The 23,385-nt window shown below is 48.1% G+C and carries 20 protein-coding genes; 7 read left to right on the plus strand and 13 right to left on the minus strand.

Features of this window, described 5'->3' with window-relative positions:
- Nucleotides 1-93: 93 nt before the first annotated feature.
- Nucleotides 94-1,926 carry a translational GTPase TypA gene (gene typA, locus J4N45_RS17925; RefSeq protein ID WP_252012892.1) on the minus strand — a complete coding sequence of 611 codons (1,833 nt, stop codon included), beginning with the start codon at nucleotides 1,924-1,926 and terminating at the stop codon, nucleotides 94-96.
- A gap of 510 nt (nucleotides 1,927-2,436) precedes the next feature.
- Between typA and glnA the strand changes: the two genes are divergently transcribed.
- The 5 genes from glnA to J4N45_RS17950 all read left to right on the plus strand — a co-directional run bounded on the left by glnA (nucleotide 2,437) and on the right by J4N45_RS17950 (nucleotide 9,945).
- Nucleotides 2,437-3,846 carry a glutamate--ammonia ligase gene (gene glnA / locus J4N45_RS17930; protein ID WP_042478804.1) on the plus strand — a complete coding sequence of 470 codons (1,410 nt, stop codon included), beginning with the start codon at nucleotides 2,437-2,439 and terminating at the stop codon, nucleotides 3,844-3,846.
- A 213-nt stretch (nucleotides 3,847-4,059) separates the two neighbouring features.
- Nucleotides 4,060-4,569 (plus strand): DUF4124 domain-containing protein, encoded by a 510-nt coding sequence (locus J4N45_RS17935; protein ID WP_252012895.1) that lies wholly within the window; start codon nucleotides 4,060-4,062, stop codon nucleotides 4,567-4,569.
- A gap of 134 nt (nucleotides 4,570-4,703) precedes the next feature.
- Nucleotides 4,704-5,753, plus strand: coding sequence for a nitrogen regulation protein NR(II) (glnL, locus tag J4N45_RS17940; RefSeq protein WP_128649889.1), 1,050 nt, complete (start codon nucleotides 4,704-4,706; stop codon nucleotides 5,751-5,753).
- Nucleotides 5,754-5,800: 47 nt separating this feature from the next.
- Nucleotides 5,801-7,204 carry a nitrogen regulation protein NR(I) gene (glnG, locus tag J4N45_RS17945; RefSeq protein ID WP_234494961.1) on the plus strand — a complete coding sequence of 468 codons (1,404 nt, stop codon included), beginning with the start codon at nucleotides 5,801-5,803 and terminating at the stop codon, nucleotides 7,202-7,204.
- 176 nt (nucleotides 7,205-7,380) lie between these two features.
- Entirely contained in the window at nucleotides 7,381-9,945 is a 2,565-nt protein-coding gene (locus J4N45_RS17950) for an EAL domain-containing protein (protein WP_252012897.1), read from the plus strand.
- A 118-nt stretch (nucleotides 9,946-10,063) separates the two neighbouring features.
- On the opposite strand, the gene hemN is transcribed toward J4N45_RS17950, so the two are convergent.
- The 5 genes from hemN to lexA all read right to left on the minus strand — a co-directional run bounded on the left by hemN (nucleotide 10,064) and on the right by lexA (nucleotide 14,158).
- Nucleotides 10,064-11,455, minus strand: a complete 1,392-nt coding sequence (hemN, locus tag J4N45_RS17955; RefSeq protein ID WP_252012899.1) for an oxygen-independent coproporphyrinogen III oxidase — start codon at nucleotides 11,453-11,455, stop codon at nucleotides 10,064-10,066.
- A gap of 203 nt (nucleotides 11,456-11,658) precedes the next feature.
- The gene (locus J4N45_RS17960; protein ID WP_042478799.1) at nucleotides 11,659-12,153 is read right to left on the minus strand and encodes a DUF2489 domain-containing protein; all 495 of its coding nucleotides are present in this window, start codon (nucleotides 12,151-12,153) and stop codon (nucleotides 11,659-11,661) included.
- Nucleotides 12,154-12,168: 15 nt separating this feature from the next.
- Nucleotides 12,169-12,735 (minus strand): Der GTPase-activating protein YihI, encoded by a 567-nt coding sequence (yihI, locus tag J4N45_RS17965; protein ID WP_252012901.1) that lies wholly within the window; start codon nucleotides 12,733-12,735, stop codon nucleotides 12,169-12,171.
- Nucleotides 12,735-13,373 carry a class I SAM-dependent methyltransferase gene (locus J4N45_RS17970; RefSeq protein ID WP_252012903.1) on the minus strand — a complete coding sequence of 213 codons (639 nt, stop codon included), beginning with the start codon at nucleotides 13,371-13,373 and terminating at the stop codon, nucleotides 12,735-12,737. Before J4N45_RS17970 ends, yihI begins: the two co-directional genes overlap by 1 nt.
- Before the next feature lie 161 nt (nucleotides 13,374-13,534).
- On the minus strand, nucleotides 13,535-14,158 hold the full coding sequence (gene lexA / locus J4N45_RS17975) for a transcriptional repressor LexA (RefSeq protein WP_252012907.1): 624 nt from the start codon (nucleotides 14,156-14,158) through the stop codon (nucleotides 13,535-13,537).
- Between the two features lie 284 nt (nucleotides 14,159-14,442).
- Here lexA and plsB point away from each other — a divergent pair, with 284 nt between their 5' ends.
- Complete coding sequence (gene plsB / locus J4N45_RS17980; protein WP_234494955.1) at nucleotides 14,443-16,902, plus strand: glycerol-3-phosphate 1-O-acyltransferase PlsB; 2,460 nt, start codon at nucleotides 14,443-14,445, stop codon at nucleotides 16,900-16,902.
- A 72-nt stretch (nucleotides 16,903-16,974) separates the two neighbouring features.
- Here plsB and ubiA read toward each other — a convergent pair whose 3' ends face one another.
- On the minus strand, nucleotides 16,975-17,835 hold the full coding sequence (gene ubiA, locus J4N45_RS17985; protein WP_042478792.1) for a 4-hydroxybenzoate octaprenyltransferase: 861 nt from the start codon (nucleotides 17,833-17,835) through the stop codon (nucleotides 16,975-16,977).
- Entirely contained in the window at nucleotides 17,832-18,374 is a 543-nt protein-coding gene (locus J4N45_RS17990; RefSeq protein WP_252012909.1) for a chorismate--pyruvate lyase family protein, read from the minus strand. The genes ubiA and J4N45_RS17990 overlap by 4 nt, the downstream gene beginning before the upstream one ends.
- A gap of 159 nt (nucleotides 18,375-18,533) precedes the next feature.
- Between J4N45_RS17990 and J4N45_RS17995 the strand changes: the two genes are divergently transcribed.
- Nucleotides 18,534-18,941, plus strand: a complete 408-nt coding sequence (locus J4N45_RS17995) for a flagellar basal body-associated protein FliL (RefSeq protein WP_252012911.1) — start codon at nucleotides 18,534-18,536, stop codon at nucleotides 18,939-18,941.
- Nucleotides 18,942-18,977: 36 nt separating this feature from the next.
- Here the strand turns inward: J4N45_RS17995 and glpG are convergent, their stop codons facing one another.
- From glpG to ftsE, 5 genes are all read right to left on the minus strand, one after another.
- Complete coding sequence (glpG, locus tag J4N45_RS18000) at nucleotides 18,978-19,817, minus strand: rhomboid family intramembrane serine protease GlpG (RefSeq protein WP_252012913.1); 840 nt, start codon at nucleotides 19,815-19,817, stop codon at nucleotides 18,978-18,980.
- Nucleotides 19,818-19,828: 11 nt separating this feature from the next.
- On the minus strand, nucleotides 19,829-20,155 hold the full coding sequence (gene glpE / locus J4N45_RS18005) for a thiosulfate sulfurtransferase GlpE (RefSeq protein WP_042478783.1): 327 nt from the start codon (nucleotides 20,153-20,155) through the stop codon (nucleotides 19,829-19,831).
- Nucleotides 20,156-20,648: 493 nt separating this feature from the next.
- The gene (gene rpoH, locus J4N45_RS18010) at nucleotides 20,649-21,506 is read right to left on the minus strand and encodes an RNA polymerase sigma factor RpoH (RefSeq protein WP_234494951.1); all 858 of its coding nucleotides are present in this window, start codon (nucleotides 21,504-21,506) and stop codon (nucleotides 20,649-20,651) included.
- A 264-nt stretch (nucleotides 21,507-21,770) separates the two neighbouring features.
- A complete protein-coding gene (ftsX, locus tag J4N45_RS18015) occupies nucleotides 21,771-22,724 on the minus strand; it encodes a permease-like cell division protein FtsX (protein ID WP_252012914.1) in 954 nt (317 codons plus the stop codon).
- Nucleotides 22,714-23,385: a cell division ATP-binding protein FtsE gene (gene ftsE, locus J4N45_RS18020; RefSeq protein WP_042478777.1), complete on the minus strand. Its 672-nt coding sequence runs from the start codon at nucleotides 23,383-23,385 to the stop codon at nucleotides 22,714-22,716. The genes ftsX and ftsE overlap by 11 nt, the downstream gene beginning before the upstream one ends.

Below are 23,385 nucleotides of genomic sequence, written 5' to 3' on the forward strand. Positions count from 1 at the left end.
GCGAAACTCAAATAAAACCCAAGACTCAACCCAAACCCCAAACACAAAAAAACCAGCCTCACGGCTGGTCTTTTCACATCTAACCTAAATCAATTAAGACTTAGCTTCACGGCTCGCACGCTTGCGGTCGCTTTCCGAAAGGAACTTCTTACGGATGCGGATGCTTTCAGGTGTTACTTCTACTAGCTCGTCATCGTCGATGAACTCAAGCGCTTGCTCTAGAGTCATGATGATTGGCGGAGTAAGAACCTGTGCGTCATCTGTACCAGATGCACGAACGTTAGTTAGCTGCTTACCTTTAAGCGGGTTAACCGTTAGGTCGTTGTCGCGGCTGTGGATACCGATAACCATGCCTTCGTAAACCTCAACACCGTGACCGATAAACATACGGCCGCGCTCTTGTAGGTTGAACAGTGCGTTAGTTAGCGCTTTACCAGCACCGTTCGAGATAAGTACACCGTTTACACGCTGACCGATCTCACCGCCCTTGAATGGACCGTAGTGATCGAACGTGTGGTATAGAAGACCAGAACCAGACGTTAGTGTCATGAATTCAGTTTGGAAACCGATTAGACCACGAGATGGCATCATGAAGTCCATACGGATACGGCCTTTACCATCTGGAGCCATGTCAGTTAGCTCACCTTTACGAAGACCGATAGCTTCCATGATGCTACCTTGGTGCTCTTCCATAACGTCGATAGTCACGGTTTCGTACGGCTCTTGCTTCTGACCATCTTCTTCTTTGATGATAACTTCAGGACGAGAAACCGCTAGCTCAAAGCCTTCACGACGCATGTTTTCGATAAGGATAGATAGGTGTAGCTCACCACGACCTGATACACGGAACTTGTCTGGATCGTCAAGTTGCTCAACGCGCAGTGCAACGTTGTGTACTAGTTCTTTCTCTAGACGCTCAAGGATGTTACGTGAAGTCACGAACTTACCTTCTTTACCTGCGAATGGAGAAGTGTTTACTTGGAACGTCATGGTTACTGTCGGCTCATCTACAGACAGTGCTGGTAGCGCTTCAACTTCACCCTGAGCACAGATAGTGTCAGAGATTTTTAGCTCGCCAAGACCCGTGATCGCGATGATGTCGCCCGCCGTTGCTTGTTGAACTTCGTGACGCTCAAGACCTAAGTAACCTAGGATAGTACCTACTTTACCGTTGCGAGTCTTACCGTCAGCACCGATAACAGTCACTTGTTGGTTAGGCTTAACCGTACCGCGAGTTACACGGCCTACACCGATAACACCTACGTATGAGCTGTAGTCCAGCTGAGAGATCTGCATCTGTAGTGCACCCTCTGGGTCAACTGCTGGCGCTTCTACGTTGTCAACGATAGCTTGGAATAGTGCTTCCATGTTCTCGCCTTCTTCGCCTTCTTCAAGCGTAGCCCAACCATTTAGTGCTGATGCGTAAACTACTTGGAAGTCTAGCTGCTCGTCAGAAGCACCTAGGTTGTCGAATAGGTCGAATACTTGATCCATAACCCAATCAGGACGAGCACCTGGACGGTCAATCTTGTTGATTACAACGATTGGCTTAAGACCGTGCGCGAATGCTTTTTGCGTTACGAAACGCGTTTGTGGCATTGGACCGTCTACTGCGTCAACGATAAGTAGTACTGAGTCTACCATCGACATAATACGCTCTACTTCACCACCGAAGTCCGCGTGTCCCGGAGTATCTACGATGTTGATGTGGTAGTCGTTCCAGTTGATCGCGGTATTCTTAGCAAGAATGGTAATACCACGCTCTTTTTCAATATCGTTCGAGTCCATAACTCGCTCTTCAGTTTCACCGCGAGACTCAAGAGTACCGGATTGCTGAAGCAGCTTGTCAACAAGGGTAGTTTTACCGTGGTCAACGTGCGCGATAATCGCAATGTTTCTTAACTTATCAATCTGTGGAGTTGACATAGATTTCTTTCACTCAGTCAAGAGTCGCCGCACGATAGCCGCTGACTCGATTAAAAAAACGCCCGCAATATACCAGAAATATCGAGAGTTGTGATCTTCTTCGTTGAAATCTTGCTTAAACATAGTCGGTTTACACTGCTTTTGCTGCATATAGAGAGGGAAAACCTGGGTTTCACCAAAACTGCGCAACATGAAACGTCATGAAAAGGTATCGGTTGACAGGCGCGCCAAAACCATGCTGAATGTATGGGCTATTTGATTCAACTTGGTGCAAGAATTTAACATTGCACACTTATGGTGCAATCAATGATCATTTTGGTGCAAACGTTTGCTCCAATTTGGGACTAAGTTTTTCATAGCATTGAAAAATAAAGGATTTATTTTTTGGCACGGTTTTAGCTTTACTAGAATCAGCATCGATTAACGCACTTCAATGAGCAGACGTTAATCAATGCCGATTAACACTAATCGTGCACTTAACCGCTTTAATAACACTGGAGGTTTTCCAAGATGTCAGTAGAAAATGTTCTATCGCTGATCCAAGAGAACGAAGTTAAATTCGTAGATCTACGCTTTACAGATACTAAGGGTAAAGAACAACACGTTTCTATCCCTGCTCACCAAGTAGACGCAGACTTCTTTGAAGAAGGTAAAATGTTTGACGGTTCTTCTGTTGCTGGCTGGAAAGGCATCAACGAGTCAGACATGGTGATGATGCCAGACGCAGCAAGCGCGGTTCTTGACCCATTCACTGAAGATGCGACTCTGAACATTCGTTGTGACATCCTAGAGCCTGCAACTATGCAAGGCTACGACCGCGACCCACGTTCAATCGCTAAGCGCGCTGAAGACTTCCTACGTTCAACAGGTATCGCTGATACTGTTCTAGTTGGTCCAGAGCCAGAATTCTTCCTATTCGACGACGTTAAGTTTGCAACAGACATGTCTGGTTCATTCTTCAAGATCGATGACGTAGAAGCAGCTTGGAACACAGGTACAGACTTCGAAGGCGGTAACAAAGGTCACCGTCCTGGCGTTAAAGGTGGTTACTTCCCAGTAGCTCCTGTTGACTCTTCTCAAGACATCCGCTCTGCAATGTGTCTAGTTCTAGAAGAAATGGGTCAAGTCGTTGAAGCTCACCACCACGAAGTAGCAACTGCGGGTCAGAACGAAATCGCAACTCGTTTCAACACGCTAACAGCGAAAGCGGACGAAATCCAAGTTTACAAGTACGTTGTACACAACGTTGCTCACGCATTTGGTAAGACGGCAACATTCATGCCTAAGCCACTAGTAGGTGACAACGGTTCTGGTATGCACGTTCACCAATCTCTAGCGAAAGACGGTGTTAACCTATTCGCTGGCGACAAGTACGGCGGCCTATCTGAAATGGCGCTTTACTACATCGGTGGTATCATCAAGCACGCTAAAGCAATCAACGCATTTGCTAACGCATCAACTAACTCGTACAAGCGCCTTGTACCAGGCTTCGAAGCGCCAGTTATGCTTGCATACTCTGCACGTAACCGTTCTGCTTCTATCCGTATCCCAGTGGTACCAAGCCCGAAAGCACGTCGTATCGAGCTACGTTTCGGTGACCCATCAGCGAACCCATACCTATGTTTTGCTGCAATGCTTATGGCTGGTCTTGACGGTATCAAGAACAAGATCCACCCAGGCGAAGCGATGGATAAAGACCTTTACGATCTACCAGCTGAAGAAGCGGCAGAGATCCCAACAGTGGCTTACTCACTAAAAGAAGCGCTAGAGTGCCTAGACGCTGACCGTGAGTTCCTAACTGCTGGCGGTGTATTCTCTGATGACTTTATCGATTCTTACATCGACCTTAAGTCTCAAGACGTAGAGAAAGTAAACATGACAACTCACCCACTTGAGTTCGAACTATACTACTCTGTTTAATAAACACTTTGTTTAGTAGATAGACCTGTATACGTTACATGTTTTCATAATTATTAGGCTCGCCTCGCAGGCGGGCCTTTTTCGTATTCAGCCCTTTGTAGACTGGGGCTAGCATGGACTTTATCTTTCTATTTGATTGAAGGTTCAAGCATGAATTCCGCCTGGCTCTGTTCCCCCATTCTTTTTCGCTCTCGGCTTTTAAGTTTCAGTATATTGGGACTCAGCCTTTTTAGTGCTAACTCGTATACAAGCGAAGTCTATGTCTGGAAAGATACACAGGGTAATCTTCACTTTAGTGACTTTCCCGAGCACAAAGACGCCAAACGCATTGAGCTCCCTGACGCCCCTCCTCCACCTCAAGTATTGAATGAGAGCGATGTCGATTGGACCTCTAGCTCCCTTGCGGACAAAGAGGACAAAAGCAGCAGTGCTCTTCCTTTGAGCGTGAGCATCCGCTTTCCAAAGCATGACGCGACCATTCGCAGCAACGCCGGCGTTATCGATGTTATTGCAGAACTCACACCCAATCTCAGAACGGATCAGCAGCTTCAATTACTGCTCGATGGCTCGCCAGTTATGCCTCCGCAATCGAATCCTAAGTGGCGACTCAATAACATCGATCGCGGTACACACACGTTAACACTTCAGATTCTACAAAGCGGCAAGGTAATTGCATCATCAGATACAATTACTGTGCATCTTCATCGTGCATCGGTGCAATAGAGAGCCTATCTACCCTGACGCTTTTACTCTAACCCAAATTGCGCCATACTTAGCTTACTAGATGCACCAAATTAGTGCATTGAGTTTTCGATGCTCGTGCAATGCACCATTTTTGAACAGAGTAAGGATAGCGTGTGGCGAATTGTGAATTGACGGATGCAATACTCAATAATGTGGTAACAGCCACGTTGATGCTAAATGAAGGGCTAACGGTTCAGTATGCCAACCCCTCAGCGGAGCAATTGTTTTCTCAAAGCTCAAAGCGCCTGGTTGGCTGCCATTTGTCTCAGATTATCCAACATGCCTCACTTGATTTAGCACTGCTGACACAGCCACTGCAAAGCGGCCAGAGCATTACCGATAGCGACGTCACCTTTGTCGTTGACGGAAAACCCTTGTTGCTCGAGGTTACCGTAAGTCCGCTTTCTTGGAATAAAGAGCTGATGTTGCTGATTGAAATGCGCAAGATCGGCCAGCAAAAAAGGCTGACGCAAGAGCTTAACCAACACGCCCAACAACAGGCGGCTAAGCTTTTGGTTCGCGGGTTAGCGCATGAGATAAAAAATCCACTCGGTGGACTTCGCGGCGCAGCACAACTGCTATCCAAGATGCTCCCAGACCCGTCACTCAATGAATACACCAATATCATTATTGAGCAGGCTGATAGGCTCAGGGCTCTGGTTGATCGTCTACTTGGACCCCAAAAGCCGGGTACTAAAAAACAAGAAAACCTGCACCTAATACTAGAAAAGGTTCGCCAACTGGTGGAGCTAGACGCTGGCACCGGCATAGCAATCGAGCGCGACTATGATCCGAGTCTCCCTCCAATACTGATGGATACAGACCAAATCGAGCAGGCGTTGCTTAATATCACCAGCAATGCCGCACAGATCTTGTCCAAGCAAGAGAATGGCATGATCACGCTGCGTACCCGCACCGTTCATCAAGCCAACATTCACGGACAGCGTCATAAACTCGCCGCTCGCATAGAAATTATCGACAATGGACCAGGCATTCCTGCCGAGCTTCAAGACACACTGTTTTACCCTATGGTGAGTGGTCGCGAAGGCGGTACCGGACTTGGTTTGTCCATTTCGCAAAACTTGATCGACCAACACAATGGAAAAATAGACGTAGAAAGTTGGCCCGGTCGTACCATTTTTACTATTTATCTGCCCATTTAAACGCCCTGAGAGGTTGTTGGATGAGCTTGCTGTAAGGAAGTTTGGCTATGAGTAAAGGATATGTATGGGTCGTCGATGACGACAGCTCAATACGATGGGTTATGGATAAAACCCTGTCGTCAGCAAATATCAAATGTGAGACCTTCGCGGATGCCGAAAGCGTATTGATGGCGCTTGAGCGAGAGACGCCTGACGTATTGGTGTCGGACATTCGCATGCCGGGTATCGATGGTATAGAGCTTCTAAATCGCGTCCAACAAAGCGCACCAGAGCTTCCCGTTATCATCATGACGGCGCACTCCGATCTAGACGCCGCAGTGAACGCCTATCAAAAAGGCGCCTTCGAGTATCTGCCTAAACCCTTTGATATCGACGAAACCTTAACGCTCGTCGAGCGAGCCATCACTCATAGCCAAGAGCAAAAAAGTGCTCTAAGCAGTGACGATACGATTACGGCAGAAGCGCCAGAGATCATCGGTGAAGCCCCTGCGATGCAGGAAGTGTTTCGCGCTATCGGCCGCCTCTCTCGCTCTTCTATCTCGGTCTTGATTAACGGAGAATCTGGTACGGGTAAAGAGTTGGTCGCCCATGCTCTGCACAGACATAGCCCACGCTCTGCAAAACCTTTTATCGCACTAAACATGGCGGCCATCCCTAAAGATCTCATCGAATCGGAGCTGTTTGGTCACGAGAAAGGCGCCTTTACCGGCGCTAATAGTGTTAGGCAGGGTCGCTTCGAACAGGCAAACGGCGGCACGCTGTTCTTGGATGAGATTGGTGACATGCCTCTTGATATCCAAACCCGCTTACTGCGTGTTTTGGCAGACGGCCAGTTCTACCGCGTGGGTGGTCACTCAGCAGTTAAGGTGGATGTTCGTATCGTTGCGGCGACGCACCAGAATCTGGAAAAGCTGGTTAACGATGGCGAGTTTCGTGAGGATTTGTTTCACCGCCTCAATGTTATCCGCATCCATATTCCAGCACTGAGAGAGCGCAAGCAGGATATTGAAAAACTCACTCTGCACTTCCTGTCTCTGGCAGCGGAGGAGCTTGGCGTCGAGACCAAATCGCTCAACCCAGACACTGTAGAGATCCTTAATAAGCTGGATTGGCCAGGTAACGTACGTCAGCTCGAGAACACCTGTCGCTGGTTGACAGTCATGGCGAGTGGCAGCGAAATACTGCCGAACGACCTACCGCCAGAACTGCTCGATGAACCAAAGCGCATGACAGAGATGAGTGGTGGCGACTGGCAGCAGCTTCTTTCTTCATGGGCATCACAAGCCCTAGAGTCTGGAGAGACTGAAATCCTTAACCGAGCTCAGCCAGAATTCGAACGTATCTTGCTTGAGGCGGCACTTTCTCACACCAATGGTCACAAGCAGGATGCCGCTAAAGTGTTAGGCTGGGGTCGTAACACTCTGACTCGTAAGCTAAAAGAACTCTACTAATACTGACGTCACACATTCGCACACACTTTACCGACAAAACTATCACTTATTTAGGCCATTAATTGTGTTAATGGCCTAAACTTTACCCCCGCTCTGCCGATTTATTATAGAGACTGGCGAAACCCTCGCCCGTTAACTTCATTCTGTTTGTTTCATCAGTTAAGTACGTTGTTTGTATGCCTGGATTATTCACTCTGTCGCTCAAGAAAGCACTGATTGCACCCTTTATTGCGGTGTTCTTGTGCTCGGTTGGCACTATTCTATGGCTACAAAAACAACGTTATGACGACCTTGCGATGGAGGTCGGCGACAGACAACTCTCTAGCTTGTCCACGAACGTAGTGCATAGTCTTGATATCTATCTCGACAAGCCAATGACCGCCGTCGAGACTCTGGCGCACGCCATCGAATACCACCAGCTCTACACGCCCAATGATACCGCTAAATTGGAGGCCTACCTGCGCTCCAGCTTCGCCTCTCTTAACGTACAATCTCCGCAAATTGACTTAATGGGCTTTGGCGGGGAGCAAGGTGAGTTTCTTGCGCTGAGGGTAACCAAGCGTGACGGTGAAGAGTCTGAGTTTTCGCTGATGGTCAAAGACATTGGTACCGAAGATACCCTCAATGTCTACTCCTCTGATACACGCGAGTCGAAGGTCGTGGCCACGATTTCACCCTATGACCCACGCGAGCGCCCTTGGTATCAACCTGTACGTCAGCAGCCTAACGCGACCTGGTCAAAAGTCTATACCAATGCAGATGAAGCGCAGGAGATCACTATTTCCGCGCTCTCTCCTGTGTTTCAATCTCTTCGTGGCACACGTGAACTGATTGGTGTTGCGGCCATTGATGTTCAGATTGATACCTTTAGTCGTTTTCTTAATGATTTGGATACCACACACAGTGCCAGAGTTTACGTGGTGGATGAACACCATGAGCTCATTGCTCAAAGTGGCACTGGAACCATTTTGGATAAATCGGGCCATCGTCGCTCGTTGTCTAACAGCGAAAGCCCGCTGCTGCAGTATCTGAGTCAAAGCATCCACAATATGGAGCCAAGCGCCCCCAAGCTTCTCGCGTTCGATGATGAGAGCACGACACAGTACATCATGATTAGCCCTTATCAATCCGATAAGCGTTTGAATTGGTATGTCGCGGTGGTGATTTCTGCCGATGACTTGATGGGCAATATTCCTGTAGTCAGCAATCGTATGCTCTGGGCAGGGCTTATCCTTGGTCTACTTGGATTGGGCATGGGGATTGTCGTTCTCAACAGGCTTACCGTGCCGCTCTCGGAAACAGCAGAAGCGGCTAAGCAAATTGCCAATGGTTCATGGGATTACCCGTTACCAAAACGCAATCGCATTAGCGAAATCTCACAACTGTTGCAAAGCTTTTCGTCGATGCGCTCACACCTGCAAGCCTCGTTTCATGCTTTGAGAGAGCAGCTGACTCGCGATAACTTAACCAAGCTGTACAGTCGTCAGGGCTTTATCGAGACGTGCGACTCGCTAAAGGCGCAGCAAAGTAGCAGTGGTACTATGATGCTACTTGGCATTAATCAATTTCGTGACATCAATGATAGCCTTGGGCATCACTATGGAGATGTACTACTCACCATCGTTGCCGAGCGCCTCAAAGCTTGGGTTTTAGCAGAGAATGGCGTCTTAGGTCGTGTTGCTGGCGATGAGTTTGCTATCTATCTACCCAGCATCACCGCAGAGCAACAGCTTTGCTATCAGCATCGTCTGCGTCAGGTATTCTCAGCACCCTTTGTGGTGGCGGGAGAGCCACTGAGCGTCAACATCTCTATCGGAATCACCTCTGACTGCGCAAAGGCAGACACCTGCTTGCGAAATGCGGGTATTGCGCTCAGTCATGCGAAAACCGAGAGTAATCACGTCAGCATCTATACGCCTGTGATGGCAGAGCAGTCTAAGAACAAAACTCGATTGCTGACCTACTTACGCCACGCCATCGACCATGACCTGTTCGAAGTCTACTTCCAACCCCTTGTCGATATTCGCTCCGGCCAGCCATTTGGCGCAGAAGCACTTCTGAGGCTGCGCGATCATCAAGGGCAGTTTATCTCTCCACTCGATTTTATCCCTCTGGCGGAGAGCTCCGGTCTTATCAAGGCAATTGGTCAACACATGGCAGCGGAAGCAATGCAGACGGTCAAGACAGAGATAGACAAGGGTGCGTTGCCCGCCAATTTCCAGCTGCATATCAATGTGTCCGTTCTTGAACTGTCAGACGGAGACTATGTAGAGCAGTTGAGTCAGTTGCTTGAGAGAACTCGATTCCCTGTCAGCCAACTGACCATCGAAGTAACGGAATCAAAGCTCGCTGATAACGATCCGGTACTATTGGATAATATGAGCCTCATTAAGTCGCTGGGCGCAAGCATCGCGATTGATGATTTTGGTACCGGTTATTCCTCGCTAGCCTATCTGCACAAGCTGCCGTTTGATAGCTTGAAGATCGACAAGGCGTTTGTCGATCGACTGACACGTGATAACGTCGACGACAGCGTCGTTGCCGCCATTACCAAGCTTTCTAAGAGTTTTGGCTTTAGCCTGGTTGCCGAAGGGGTTGAGACCCAGCAACAAGCTGAGCTCATTCAATCCCTTGGATGCCATCATGCACAGGGCTATTTGTTCAGCCCGCCTCTTCCGATAGAGAAGTGGCCAAGTGTGCTTTGGGATGACCAAGTCAACTCACTCAACAAGATGGCCTAAGTCAGAACACCATTATCAGGCCCCATATCCCAGATGTAAAAAAGCCCACTACACTGCTTACTTATTGGTAGGCTCCTAGTGGGCTTTCGCTACTTGGTCGGCTCTTTGTCAGCTAACGTTAGATAACGCGTGAGAACTGCTGCTGACGTGCACGCTGGCGAAGGTATTTGTCAAAGCTCATGCAGATATTGCGAATCAGCAAACGACCTCGCAGAGTCACCTCAATCGTGTCATCTGATACCGCGACCAACTCATCGTTAATGAAGGTTTGCAGCAGTTTCAAATCTTCGGCAAAGTACTGATTGAAGTCGATAGCAAACATCTTTTCAACGAAGCGCTTATCTAGGCTGAAGTTACAGATCAGCTGCTTGATGACCTCACGACGGATCAAGTCATCTTTGTCTAGCACCACACCTTTCCACAACGCATGACGAGACTCGTTCACCTGAGCGTAGTATTTCTTCAGCTCTTTTTGGTTCTGAGCGTAGCTGTCACCAATCATAGAGATAGCAGAAACACCAAACCCAACCAAGTCACAATCGCCCTGTGTGGTGTAGCCTTGGAAGTTTCGGTGCAGCTCCCCTGCGCGCTGAGCAACAGCCAACTCATCTTCAGGAAGCGCAAAGTGATCCATACCGATAAACTGATAGCCCGCACCGGTCAAGGTAGCAATGGTATCTTGCAGGATAGCCATCTTCTCTTCAGCTTGCGGTAGGTCCTCATCTTTGATTTTACGCTGTGCAGCAAACAGGTTTGGCATGTGCGCGTAGTTAAACACCGACAAACGACCTGGGCGCATGGTAAGCACCTGCTCAAGTGTCTGTGCAAATCGGTCTTTGGTCTGCTTTGGCAAGCCGTAAATCAAGTCTAAGTTGGTCGAGCGGAAACCTAGCTCTTTCGCTCGCTTCGCCATAGCAAAGATAAACTCTTCATCTTGCTCGCGGTTTACCAGTTTTTGAACCTCTTTATTGAAGTCTTGAACGCCAATACTTAGTCGGTTGAAGCCTTCCTCACGTAGGTGGTCAAGCATATCCAGCTCAATTTCGCGAGGATCGACTTCAATACTGATCTCAGCATCCGCTTCAAAGAAAAACTCACCACGTAAGATTGCCATTAGGCGGCTGATTTGGCTCTTCGTCAGGAAGGTTGGCGTACCACCACCAAAATGCAGCTGGGTGACTTTTCGGCCCTGCAGCAACGACGCACGCTGGCGAATCTCGTGCTCAATAACATCAAGATACTCATCGGCTTTGTGCGCATGACGAGTGATCACCTTATTACAGCCACAGTAGTAGCAAAGCTTGTGACAGAAGGGGATATGAACATACAGCGAAAGCGGACGATCTGGGTATTGAGTACACGCCATATCGTAATCAGAAATGGTATACGCTTCATGAAACTCAACCGCCGTTGGATACGAGGTGTATCGCGGACCGGAATAGTTGTACTTGTCGAGGATAGCTTGATCCCAGACGATCTGTTGTTGAGTTTCGGATTGATTTTGAGACATGGTCATACTTCCAATAAACACGTTGCTTTCGCCCCACTAAACCTACGAGCTAAGACCGACGAGAAATGCCTGACGGTATAGGGAGTCAACTAGGCGCTATTTTGCCACACAAATATGACGGGTATCCCGTCAAGAAGTGGAATTGTGCAAGTGATCGCCAATTTTGCTATCACGATCACTTGCTAAAGGTAGGCACACTAAAGCTAACCCACCAGTTTGATATCGATTTGGTCATTAAGAGGCTGGACGGTGCGTTGCAGCGTTTTTAGCTCTTCTACAATAGCATCGTTAAGGCGTGCTTCCGCTTTTTGGCGCGTCAGATTGTCACGCATTCGCTGCTGCTTTTCCATCTCCTGTCTCGCATCACCGCGAGGCATGTCTTTAACGATATGGAAAAGCTCAGCAGTGGCAGGAAACTCTTTATCAAAATCGACGCGCTCATCACCTTGAACATAGTCCATGATGTTATAGAGTCGAATCGCCGCTTCCGACAGGTCGCACTGCCCCTGAATCGTCGCTAAGCAAATGGTATCCACACTCTCGAAGATGTTGGCATTACGCTTTTTGATTGCCAGCTCACGATGCTGTTGTTGCAACTCCTTTTGCTTTTTGAGTTGCAGTAGCAAATAGCCCGCGTAGCTTGCCAAGCCCACAATAATGAGCACACCAGCAATGGTTAACAGCGTCACGGTATTCATCTACTCTACCCCTTGTTAGCCTTTGAACTGATCCATGTCGATATCTTCAAACTGCGACAATAGATCATCATCACTGTTTGCTTTCTTGCTTGGTGTAGACACCTCAGCCACTGGCATATCAAGCTCTTCGTCTTCATCATACTCAGGCTCCATAAGACCAAGTTGATTCATCAGCTTCTCAATACGGTCCAGTTTCTCGTCCACGTATTTCTGTAGACCAGCACCTAGGTTCTCACCGCTTTCAATGCGATCGAGCAACACGTTCAGTTGCGCATCGTTCTCTAGCATCTCCAGCTCTTGCTCAGCAGATAGACGACGCTCAACCTTAGTTGGCTTCTTCGTAGGCTCAACGATAAGCGGAATCTTTTTCTTACTGCCTAGGCGAGGGTCTAGCTTAGCACCACCCGTCGACTGGTTAACTTCTTTGCCTTCAGAGTGGCGGCTGCCTGACTTCTGACCTTTGCGTTTTTTCAAACGCTTGCGCAAGCGACCGTCAACGTCCGCTTGAGAACGGTTACGGGTAACCGCAACTACCGGCTCTGGATTAGAGCCCGGCTTTCTTGATTTTTTCTTACGACTCATTACGTAAGCTTCCTCAGTAAAATGACATCATTACCAATGAATTCAATATCCAGCCCGTCTCGCTCTGCTAAATACAAGAACGTGGCTCGACTAAAGAAAACAACATGTGTCTGGTCATTTTTGTAGTGCCATTTAGCAAATGCGTCTACATCTATCACCAGTTTTGTCATTAAGCCTAACCATCCTCCAGGCTTAATGAGCGATAACCATTGTTGCCAAACTTGGTTTGGCTCATACAAGTGTTCGATAACCTCTGTCGCGGTCACCACATCGTAGCTATTATCGAGTACGGATTTATCCGGATAATAGTACAGATCGTACAGTGCCATGTCATGACCTTGCTCAGTGAGCATCAGTGACAGAGTCGGACCTGGACCACATCCAAAGTCTAGTCCTTTTGAACCGGGCGCAATTCGCTGCAAAATTGGGTCTGCCAATCGAGACAAAAAGCGGCGGTATCCTTGGTCTTGGGGATCGTTATTGTGGAGGTCATAGTGCGCCTTTTCACTTACTGCATCCAGACGCTGCTCTCTTGGCACAAACACCAATTCACAACGCGAGCACTGCAAGTAATCACGCTTTTTGTCACTATGGTAATGGTGGACGGATTGTCCCGAACACAGTGGGCAAGATTCCACAATTCCTCTCCTGAACGATACCCTGATCAATACAAGGGTGCGAAACATACCAGAAAGTGAGCACGGAGTGGAGTAAAGACGGGTATTTTTTCTACAATTTGTGTAATTTTGGCCGAGGAAGGTTGGCGGAAGACAACAAAATGCCCTTCCGCCGAATTAGCTTACATCCAATCCGTGTTACGGATGATGCCCACGGCGATGCCTTCAATGGCTAAATGCTGCGCCGTCAAGTCGACTTCAATCGGCGAAAACTCTTCGTTTTCTGCATGTAATAGAACCGTTGCGCCTTTGCGCTCTAAACGCTTCACCGTCACATCTTCATCAACGCGCGCGACCACAACCTGACCGTCACGAACGTCTTGAGTTTTGTGAACCGCTAGTAGGTCGCCATCCATGATGCCGATGTCCTTCATACTCTCGCCGTTTACGCGAAGTAGGAAATCCGCCTGAGGCTTGAACATACTCGGATCCACTTGATAATGTGCTTCTACGTGCTCTTGAGCCAAGATAGGCTCACCCGCCGCTACTTGACCGATAAGCGGTAGACCTTGGTCTTCGTTTGCTGCTTGTTGCTCAAGTAGAATTCGGATACCACGCGAAGCGCCTGGGATGATTTCAATCGCTTTTTTACGAGCGAGTGCTTTTAGGTGTTCTTCGGCCGCATTCGCTGAGCGGAACCCTAGTTCCTTAGCGATTTCGGCACGCGTAGGTGGCATACCTACGTCGTCTATCTTGGCTTTGATTAGATCAAAGACCTGCTGTTGTCGGGGCGTTAGCGGCTTCATACATCACCTGTCTGTTTATACAGTTAACTGTGAGTATATCCAGTAATACTGTAATTGCAACGATAATTGGTTGTTTTTTTAGCAGATTGACACCATAACTAAACACAATGGCGCATAGAATTGTAAATATGTCGTTGTGCTGTTTTTTCAGTAAAAGGTAAGACCAGTTTCTGGTATGCTTGCGGCGCACTAAATCTAATGCCTAGGATTAATACACAACATCGTGTTGCCATGCTTCATCCTCTGGCATTGTTTCTTTGAACAAATTGAGGCTGTGAACCTTTATGTCTTCAGGACAATCACTGTTCCGTTCCTTTATAAAACTGCCCATGTCGGTGCTAGTAAAAGGGACGGCGATTCCATCTAACCCCATCGAAGACCACAATATCGATATCTCGAAACCTGTGGTGTATGCACTGCCCTTCAGCTCAAACGTTGATCTCCTGACCCTACAAAAGCAAGCGCTCGCGGTAGGACTGCCAGATCCGCTTGAGCCGATCGTGCTCAATGGCGAAGAACGTGATCGCTTTGTGTTCATAGCTTCAAGACCGACGCTGATTACCAGTGATCAAGACGTCCCGAATGAGTCTATTGCCCTCTTCTCTGATCTACTCAAAGAGCACGAAAAAGACCCATCACTTGATGTTCAGGTGATTCCTGCGACGGTCTTATGGGGTCGTAAGCCTGGCAAAGAAGAAACGCCGAAGCCTTATCTGCAACCGATGAATGGCGTACAGAAAACCATGGCGGTATTGGCATCAGGCCGAGACTGTATGGTTCGCTTTAGCCCAGTGGTATCACTGCGCTATATGGCCGATTCTCACGGCACCGATGAGTCTATTGCACACAAACTCGCTCGCGTGGCCCGCATTCACTTCTCGCGTCAGAAACTCGCAGCATCAGGTCCTAACCTGCCAAACCGCCAAGTCTTGTTCCATCGTCTGCTCAACTCGCAAGTTATCGAGCAAGCGATCAAAGATCACGCGCAAAGCAACGACGTTAGCGAAGAGAAGGCGCGCAAAGAAGCACAGCAAATCATGGATGAGATCGCAGCAGATTTCTCCTACAAGCTGGTAAAAAGCGGTGATCACGTTCTGACATGGCTTTGGAACAAGCTGTATCAAGGCATCAATGTCAGCAACGCCTCTACCGTTCGCCGCCTGGCTCAAGACGGTCACGAGATTGTTTACGTTCCGTGTCACCGCAGTCACATGGACTATCTGTTGCTCTCTTACGTGCTGTACAAAGAAGGCATGGTTCCGCCGCATATTGCCGCGGGCATCAACCTCAACTTCTTCCCAGCCGGCCCTATTTTTCGCCGCGGTGGCGCCTTCTTTATTCGCCGCAGCTTTAAAGGCAACAAGCTGTATTCGACGATTTTCCGTGAGTACCTCGCTGAACTGTTCGCGAAAGGCTACTCAGTGGAATACTTCAGTGAAGGTGGTCGCTCACGTACTGGTCGCTTACTGCAAGCAAAAACCGGCATGTTGGCGATGACGATTCAAGCTATGCTGCGCGGTCTTAACCGTCCTGTCACGTTAGTACCTGTTTACATTGGCTACGAACACGTGATGGAAGTGAGCACTTACGCGAAAGAGCTACGCGGTAAGCGCAAAGAGAAAGAGAACGCGGGTCAGGTACTTAAAACGCTGCGTAAGCTGCGTAACTTCGGTCAAGGCTACGTGAACTTTGGTGAGCCAATCCCACTTAACCAGTACCTCAACGAGGCGGCGCCTAACTGGACGCAAGACATCGACCCAATGGGTACCAGCAAACCACAGTGGTTGGTTCCGGCGGTCAATGACCTTGCGACTAAGATGATGACCAACATCAACGACGCTGCCGCCGCTAATGCTCTGACGCTTTGTGCGACTGCTCTGCTAGCATCACGTCAGCGTGCTCTGTCTCGTGACAGCTTAGTTAACCAGATCGATTGCTATCTATCACTGCTTAAACACGTGCCTTATTCGAAGACATGTACGCTGCCTAATGCAACGGCAGAAGAGCTTGTCGCGCATGCTGAGTCACTGGATAAATTTGTTATTGAGTCGGACACCCTAGGTGACATTATCTCACTAGACCGTCACCAGTCGATTCTGATGACCTACTACCGCAATAACATTATTCACCTGTTCGCACTGCCATCACTTATCGCACAGATGTTGATTCGTCAGCACAAACTGTCACTGGAGCAAATTCAATACAATGTGCAGAAGCTCTATCCTTTCTTGAAAAAAGAGCTGTTCTTGAGCATTGAAGAGAGCGAGCTAGAGTCGATGGTCGATAGCATTATCAATGAGCTGTCGCGCCAAGAACTGGTGCTGGTTGATCAAGGCGTCGTGTCAATGAATCAGTCCAACACCCAAACTCTGATGCTATTGGGCCGCACAATTTCTGAGACGCTGCAGCGCTACGCGATCTCTCTTAACCTACTGGCGTGCTACCCAGAGCTTGGCAAGCGCGATCTAGAACAAAAGAGCCAAGACATTGCTCAGCGCCTGGGTCGTCTGCACAGTATCAATGCGCCAGAGTTTTTCGATAAGGGCGTATTCGCGGCACTATTTAGCACACTAAAAGAGCAAGGTTACCTAGATATCGATGGTAACTGCGATATCGCAGCCACTGAAAACCTCGCTGGTATGCTCTATGGTCTGTTGTACCCAGAGGTACGCCTTACTATTCAAGAGAGTGTTCATCAAAGCGACCCAAGCTTAGATGACGATGAAAGCATCGAGAGTGAGTAACCCTCTTTAAGAAAACGAAAAAGCGCGGTCATTTTGCAATGACCGCGCTTTTTTTAACTCGATAACTCTCAGTTACTTCAACAGAAATGCACTTAGCAAACCTATGGTGACTGCCATTCCTACATAGTTATTGTTGAGAAATGCCTGAAAGCAAAGTGGGCGTTCACGATGGCGGATTAGCCACTGCTGATAGACAAACAGCGCACTCACCGCAAGTAAACTCCAGTAGAAGCTTGCGCCCAACTGGTAGCTGTAGCCAAGCCCCATCAACATCAACAATGTAATCAGCTGCAACACACCAATGATGAGCTTGTCGCGCTTGCCAAACAAAATGGCGGTCGACTTGATTCCTATCTTAAGATCATCTTCTCGGTCCACCATGGCGTATTGGGTGTCGTAAGCGATGGTCCAAAGAGCGTTAATCACAAAGATAAACCAAACCATTGGCGGCAAAGCGTCAGCTTGAGCGGCAAACGCCATTGGAATTGACCAACTAAAAGCCAAACCAAGAAACAGCTGCGGAAGGTGTGTGTAACGCTTCATGAAGGGATAGATAAACGCTAAAAAAACTCCGACAAATGAAAGCTGAATCGTCAACGTATTCATGGTCAAAACCAGAATAAATGACGCCACTGCCAAAAATAGAAATAGGCCAATGGCCTCTTTTGATGACACTTGCCCTGATGGCAACGGGCGACCCTTGGTTCGCTCTACATGCCCATCGACTTTGCGGTCGGCGAAATCATTGATCACACAGCCCGCACTACGCATCATGACCACACCTAAGGTAAAGACCACAAGCACCAAAAGATCAGGGATGCCTTCTGCAGCAACAATCAGTGCCCACAGCGTTGGCCAAAGCAATAGTAACGAGCCAATAGGCTTATCCATGCGCATCAGCTGCCAGTAAGCTCTGGCTTTTGTCGAGGTCATTGACCACACTCCTGTTGGTAAATCGGTGACTCAGGCAAGAAAAGTTCGGCAACCAATATCGGGTGTCCTTTTACCCAAAGCCGTGAGCGGCGAGCAAAAAGATCGCCCTCTGGCGTGGCAATCTGTGCCACTTGTAATGCATCGCGCGTGGTATCAGCACTTGAAAAGACCGTCACACCAATCGGCACCGTCCCTTGTTGAGAAATATCATATTGGCTGCGGTCCATCGACTCAAGCGACATCAGCGTGCGACCTATAACCCAAGGCTGGTTGTCACCAGACAACACGACTTCTCTCAACCAACAAGGTTCGTGGTCAAGAAGCTCCATTTCCTCCTGAGACATAGTATGAAGTGGGCTGGCTTCATTGCGCACGACTTCGACAGAGAAGTGCTGACAATGCTCTGCCAATTTATGTGAAAGCGACCCTTGCTCCGTCAACCACTGCAAGGCATGGCGATTAAGATGAGGAAACTCGTCAGGAGACTGCCATTGAGCTTGGCGTAATATTTTCAGATAGTCGAAAGCTGAATCATTCATTTTGCTATTCAATAACACGCTTGAAGCGCGTACAATCATTGTTCATCTGGACGGCGTATTGTACCACCAACCATGTCGGTACACTCCAGCGTTATTACGTCATTGTAACAAAATTAGGCTCATGGAATATCGGCTAATTCGAGTTTAAAAGAGAGAAATATGTGTAAACGTTACCTGACCCAGTTTTTCCTGATCATGGGCTTGACTGCCGCTATGCCTGCATTCTCCGCAGAGGAGTCGGCACCTAGCCTTGCGTATTTCACTCTCGAGCCGGAATTGACCACTAACTTCCACACCAAAGGCAAGCGACTTGGCTATGTTCAAGTGCGTATCGATGTCATGGTCGGCGACGTTAATGATTTAGCGATTATTGAGCATCACCAGCCGCTAATTCGTGATGCCGTGATTGAACTGCTAGGCAAACAAAATGCGGATGTGATTAAGTCTTTGGCGGGACGAGAAGAGATCCGTCAGATGCTGGTCGAGAATCTCAACAACTTGCTATTGGCAGAGACTGGTAAAGCGGTCATTGCCGACCTTCTGTTTACCAAATATCTCTACCAATAGAATGAGCGTGTTGGGTTAGGCTATTTTCAAGCGTCTTTAAGCCTTAGCTGTCTTCAAACGATAGCTGTCGAGCAGACCCAACGCCACACCCGCCAACAAACCGGTCAGGTGCGCCATGTTGGCAATTGCAAGGAACGGCTGAACAAAGCCAAGCACCAACCAAACCAGCATAAAGGCAACGATAGGCTTAGGGATAATAAGACCAATATCAGGACGCTTCACCGTGAGCATCCACAGGTAGCCGACTAGCGCATACACAACCCCAGACAGACCACCGAAGTTTGCTCCCTCAATCCAATACTGGCCGATTCCCGAAATAGCGGCGGAGACGAAAAAGATCTCTAACAGCTTCTTACCACCAAGGCGCTTATCGATATCCCCACCTAACTGCCACCACCACAGTAGGTTAAAGATGATGTGCATGGCAGAGAAATGCAGCAAGGCGTGACTAAACCAGCGCCATACTTGCCACTCCTGTCCATCAAAGGCTGGGAAATGCAGCCAAGAGAACACCCACTGCCCTAATCCAACAAACTGAGTGATATAGATTACCGAGCACAATACCATGACAGAGAGTGTTGTTATCCCAGCTTTCGCTTTAAGCATCGAGGTAAAGCTTGGCGTTTGATAGCGGAATGCATTGCGACGCGTTTCTGCCATATCCCATGACGATGCTTGGTATTTGGGATTCATAGGGTCGTCGAGAAAATGCTTGAGTTCAACCTCCGCTTCAAGCTGGTCTTCACTGTTCATCAGCCAGAGTACGAACTGACCACCACCCTCGGGCATCATTTGGACATCAATCTTTCTCGATGCCATGTAATCGATAAATGCCTGCCCCATTCTCGGGTTCTGCAGGGTGATAAGTCTAACCATTGCTGCTCTCTCTATGTGTGACTCTCTACCGGCAAGGCTGCTCTGTGCCACGCTTCAAAACCGCCATCGACACTGTATACCTGCTCAAACCCTTGATTAAGGAGATACTGAGCTGCGCCTTGGCTACTGATACCGTGATAACACATCACCAATACTGGTGCTTCAAATTCAACCTGCTGCATGAAATCAACAATGCTGTCATTGGTTAAGTGGTATGCCTCAGTGGCATGAGCGACATTAAAACTCTGGATATCACGGATATCCACCAGCCTTGCTTCGTCGTTGTCTTGTAGTAACTGATGTGCACCGTGCACGTCAATATGTTGAAACTGCTCCATAGAGTCTAATCCTTTACTTTCATCGCACTTAGCGCTACGTCAAAATTAAGCGTATTGCATGCGTTTTTTTTGGTTATTTTCTCTTGGTCGATAATAGCACTATTCAGTGCTGACAAAGTACCGACACCTTTTAGGGTTATCCACTTCAGTCTACATTTTCACCAGCTGTGTGTAACTCTGTGGATTGCGTTGATAAAGTGGTTTTGGATCATTTGATCCACTACATCTAGGTATGATCTTGATCTAACTGTGGGTAAAGCAAAAGGTATCCCCAAGGCCAAAAGCCTCTCAAAGCACCATTTGTCGCTGCTTTCTGACAGTTGGCAAATAATTTCATCACAGACTTATCCACAGGCAAGAGACGGAATTTTGCGATCAATTATCGGATCGCGATGACCACTTGATCTGGTACTTAACAACGCATTGCCGAGATCAAAAAAGCCGAGGTCAATTGACCTCGGCTTTTGAAAATTTGCTTCGCGATGTGTTGGGTTTAAAACTCACCCACTGCCGCTTTCAGCTTCTTCATCGCATTCTTTTCTAGCTGACGGATACGCTCTGCAGACACGCCGTAATTATCGGCGAGATCTTGCAAGGTTGACTTGTTGTCATCCAACCAACGTGAACGAACGATGTGTTGGCTGCGATCATCAAGCGTCGCTAATGCGTGGCTTAGACGATTGTTGGTGTGAGCTTCCCAGTTTTGAGCTTCGTAGTCTTCAGCCAAATCTGAACTCTTATCTTCTAGATACAGAGCAGGCGCGGTGTAGGTTGTACCTGAGTCATCATCGTCGCTTGGCATCTCGAACGTTGAATCTTGCGCAGCAAGACGAGATTCCATTTCACGAACCTCTGATGGTTCAACACCGAGCTCTTTCGCTACCGTTTCAACTTCGCCATTGTTAAACCAACCTAAGCGCTTCTTCGACTTACGTAAGTTGAAAAACAGCTTACGCTGAGCTTTGGTGGTCGCGATCTTAACGATACGCCAGTTACGCAGCACGTACTCGTGGATCTCTGCTTTAATCCAATGCACTGCAAATGAAACCAGTCTTACACCCACTTCAGGGTTAAAACGTTTCACTGCTTTCATCAGACCTATGTTGCCTTCTTGAACCAAGTCAGCCATAGGTAGACCATAACCGGAGTAGCCACGAGCAACATGAACAACAAAGCGAAGGTGCGATAAGATCAGCCCTTTCGCTGCCTCTATTTCACCATCGTAGTGTAATCTTTCTGCTAGTTCACGCTCCTCATCAGCGGTCAGCATAGGGTAGCTGTTCACTGAGCGGATATAGCTGTCTAAGCTATCTTGTGTTACTAAAGCCATTGGATACGCTTGGTTTGCCATTCACTTCCTCATCTATCTCGAGTAGGGTCAACACCTTCTTAACCTGACAATACTGGACCTAAACCATGACAGTTTCAAGAAGGGGTTAGTAATTATGCATAATCAATAGGTCTAAACAAGTGTTATTACCGATTAAATTTAACTCATTAATAGGTAAACACACCATTAATGAGAGCTAAATCTCACTATGTTATTGAAACGTTGAACGATTATTCGCTCAGGTCGACCAACGATGTTTATGCCACTATTTAAGACCCTTTTCGCTTAAACCGGTTCAATTTCTTTTAAATGACGCTTTGCAGAGATTCTCGCCGCGCCAGTGCCCAGGAACAAACCCAGCATTAGAATCAGTAAGGTTTCATCCCAGCCAAGTCCAAGCAATCGATAATCACTGTCGTAAAGCATGGCCAAATCGGTGACTGTGCTGTTGATAATAATCGTCAGCAACGCGGTAAGCAGCCACGCGACGACCGCTCCAATCAATCCAAACCACATTCCTGAGTAAAGATACGGTCTAAGGATGTAGGCATCCGTCGCGCCTATCAGTTTCATGGTCTGGATGGCTTCTTTATTCGCTAGTACATTAAAGCGCAACGTATTACCGACAATGAGAAACACCGACACTAACATTAAAGCAGACAAGCTGATCACCAAGGTCGATGCCAGGTTCTTGATCGCATCAAAGCGCCCTAGCCAATCTTCATCGCGGCGCACATCGGTAATGTCGCTACGGGTGCGAAGCTTAGACACCAATTCTCGATCTGTCTCTACGCTGGTATCACTGGGAATGATCACCAATACACCTGGCAATGCGTAGCCATCCAGTAAGCTTAAGGCTTGATCGAGACCTGAGTGCTGACTCAAGTCCGCCAAACCTTGCTGCGGCGTGATGTATTCAACCTCACTCACAGTGTCCCAACTCTCGATATCATCTTTCAGCACTAAAACGCGTGCATCCGGCACCCCAACATCGATAAATGCGGTCACTTGAGACTGGCTGGCCACATTCGACGTCACTGCCGCCACGTTCTTGCCTAGTAGGTACAAACATGCGGGCATGGTGAGCGCCATAGAGATAACCGCTAGCGTAAGAATATTGCCCAACGGACGCTGCCACATTTCTACCAGTGACGATTTAGCCTGTCGCCAGTGCACAGTAAAGAAGCCATCGGACTTGAGACGATGCTTAGCCGGCTTTTTATTACGCTTAAACACCATCGCTCACCTCACTTAAAAAGCCTTGATTAAGCTCTAGGTAACGGTATTGAGGGCGAGAGCGTACGAGATGTATGTCATGCGTCGCTAACAGGATAGACACGCCAGCACGGTTAAACTCTTCGAATAACTTCAACACTTTGTTCGAAAGCTCAGGGTCTAGGTTACCCGTTGGCTCATCCGCAAGCAACATTGTCGGGCGATTGACGACAGCGCGGGCGATGCCGACACGCTGCTGTTCACCACCAGAGAGCTGACTTGGCAAACACTTCATCTTATCGAGCAGCCCAGTTTTATCTAGCGCAGCTGAAACGCGGCGCTTGATTTCATTCTCCGAGATAGACTCGATACGCATCGGCAGCGCAACGTTATCAAATACAGTGCGATCCATCAGCAAGCGGTGATCTTGGAAAACAATGCCAATATTACGGCGCAAGAACGGAATATCTTTCGAAGGTAGTCTGCTGATATCGTGGTCATTAAATAGAATGCGACCATCGGTTGGTCGTTCAATCGCACAGATAAGCTTTAGTAAGGTACTTTTCCCTGCGCCGGAGTGACCTCCCAAAAATGCCATCTCACCACGCTTTAAGTGAAAATCGACTTTTTGCAGCGCTTGTCGCCCACCTCGGTAGGCTTTACTCACTTGCTCAAATTTGATCAC

The organism is Vibrio sp. SCSIO 43140 (assembly GCF_023716585.1).
GTDB lineage: Bacteria > Pseudomonadota > Gammaproteobacteria > Enterobacterales > Vibrionaceae > Vibrio > Vibrio maritimus_B.

Excerpts from the sequence above, each read along its gene's own strand:
- typA (WP_252012892.1), bottom strand. The coding sequence starts at position 1,926 with ATGTCAACTCCACAGATTGATAAGTTAAGAAACATTGCGATTATCGCG.
- plsB (WP_234494955.1), top strand. The coding sequence starts at position 14,443 with ATGTCTTCAGGACAATCACTGTTCCGTTCCTTTATAAAACTGCCCATG.
- rpoH (WP_234494951.1), bottom strand. The coding sequence starts at position 21,506 with ATGGCAAACCAAGCGTATCCAATGGCTTTAGTAACACAAGATAGCTTA.
- ubiA (WP_042478792.1), bottom strand. The coding sequence starts at position 17,835 with ATGACCTCGACAAAAGCCAGAGCTTACTGGCAGCTGATGCGCATGGAT.
- J4N45_RS17960 (WP_042478799.1), bottom strand. The coding sequence starts at position 12,153 with ATGAATACCGTGACGCTGTTAACCATTGCTGGTGTGCTCATTATTGTG.
- lexA (WP_252012907.1), bottom strand. The coding sequence starts at position 14,158 with ATGAAGCCGCTAACGCCCCGACAACAGCAGGTCTTTGATCTAATCAAA.
- yihI (WP_252012901.1), bottom strand. The coding sequence starts at position 12,735 with ATGAGTCGTAAGAAAAAATCAAGAAAGCCGGGCTCTAATCCAGAGCCG.
- J4N45_RS17950 (WP_252012897.1), top strand. The coding sequence starts at position 7,381 with ATGCCTGGATTATTCACTCTGTCGCTCAAGAAAGCACTGATTGCACCC.
- J4N45_RS17990 (WP_252012909.1), bottom strand. The coding sequence starts at position 18,374 with ATGAATGATTCAGCTTTCGACTATCTGAAAATATTACGCCAAGCTCAA.
- ftsX (WP_252012914.1), bottom strand. The coding sequence starts at position 22,724 with ATGGTGTTTAAGCGTAATAAAAAGCCGGCTAAGCATCGTCTCAAGTCC.
- J4N45_RS17995 (WP_252012911.1), top strand. The coding sequence starts at position 18,534 with ATGTGTAAACGTTACCTGACCCAGTTTTTCCTGATCATGGGCTTGACT.
- glnA (WP_042478804.1), top strand. The coding sequence starts at position 2,437 with ATGTCAGTAGAAAATGTTCTATCGCTGATCCAAGAGAACGAAGTTAAA.
- glnG (WP_234494961.1), top strand. The coding sequence starts at position 5,801 with ATGAGTAAAGGATATGTATGGGTCGTCGATGACGACAGCTCAATACGA.
- glpG (WP_252012913.1), bottom strand. The coding sequence starts at position 19,817 with ATGGTTAGACTTATCACCCTGCAGAACCCGAGAATGGGGCAGGCATTT.
- glpE (WP_042478783.1), bottom strand. The coding sequence starts at position 20,155 with ATGGAGCAGTTTCAACATATTGACGTGCACGGTGCACATCAGTTACTA.
- hemN (WP_252012899.1), bottom strand. The coding sequence starts at position 11,455 with ATGTCTCAAAATCAATCCGAAACTCAACAACAGATCGTCTGGGATCAA.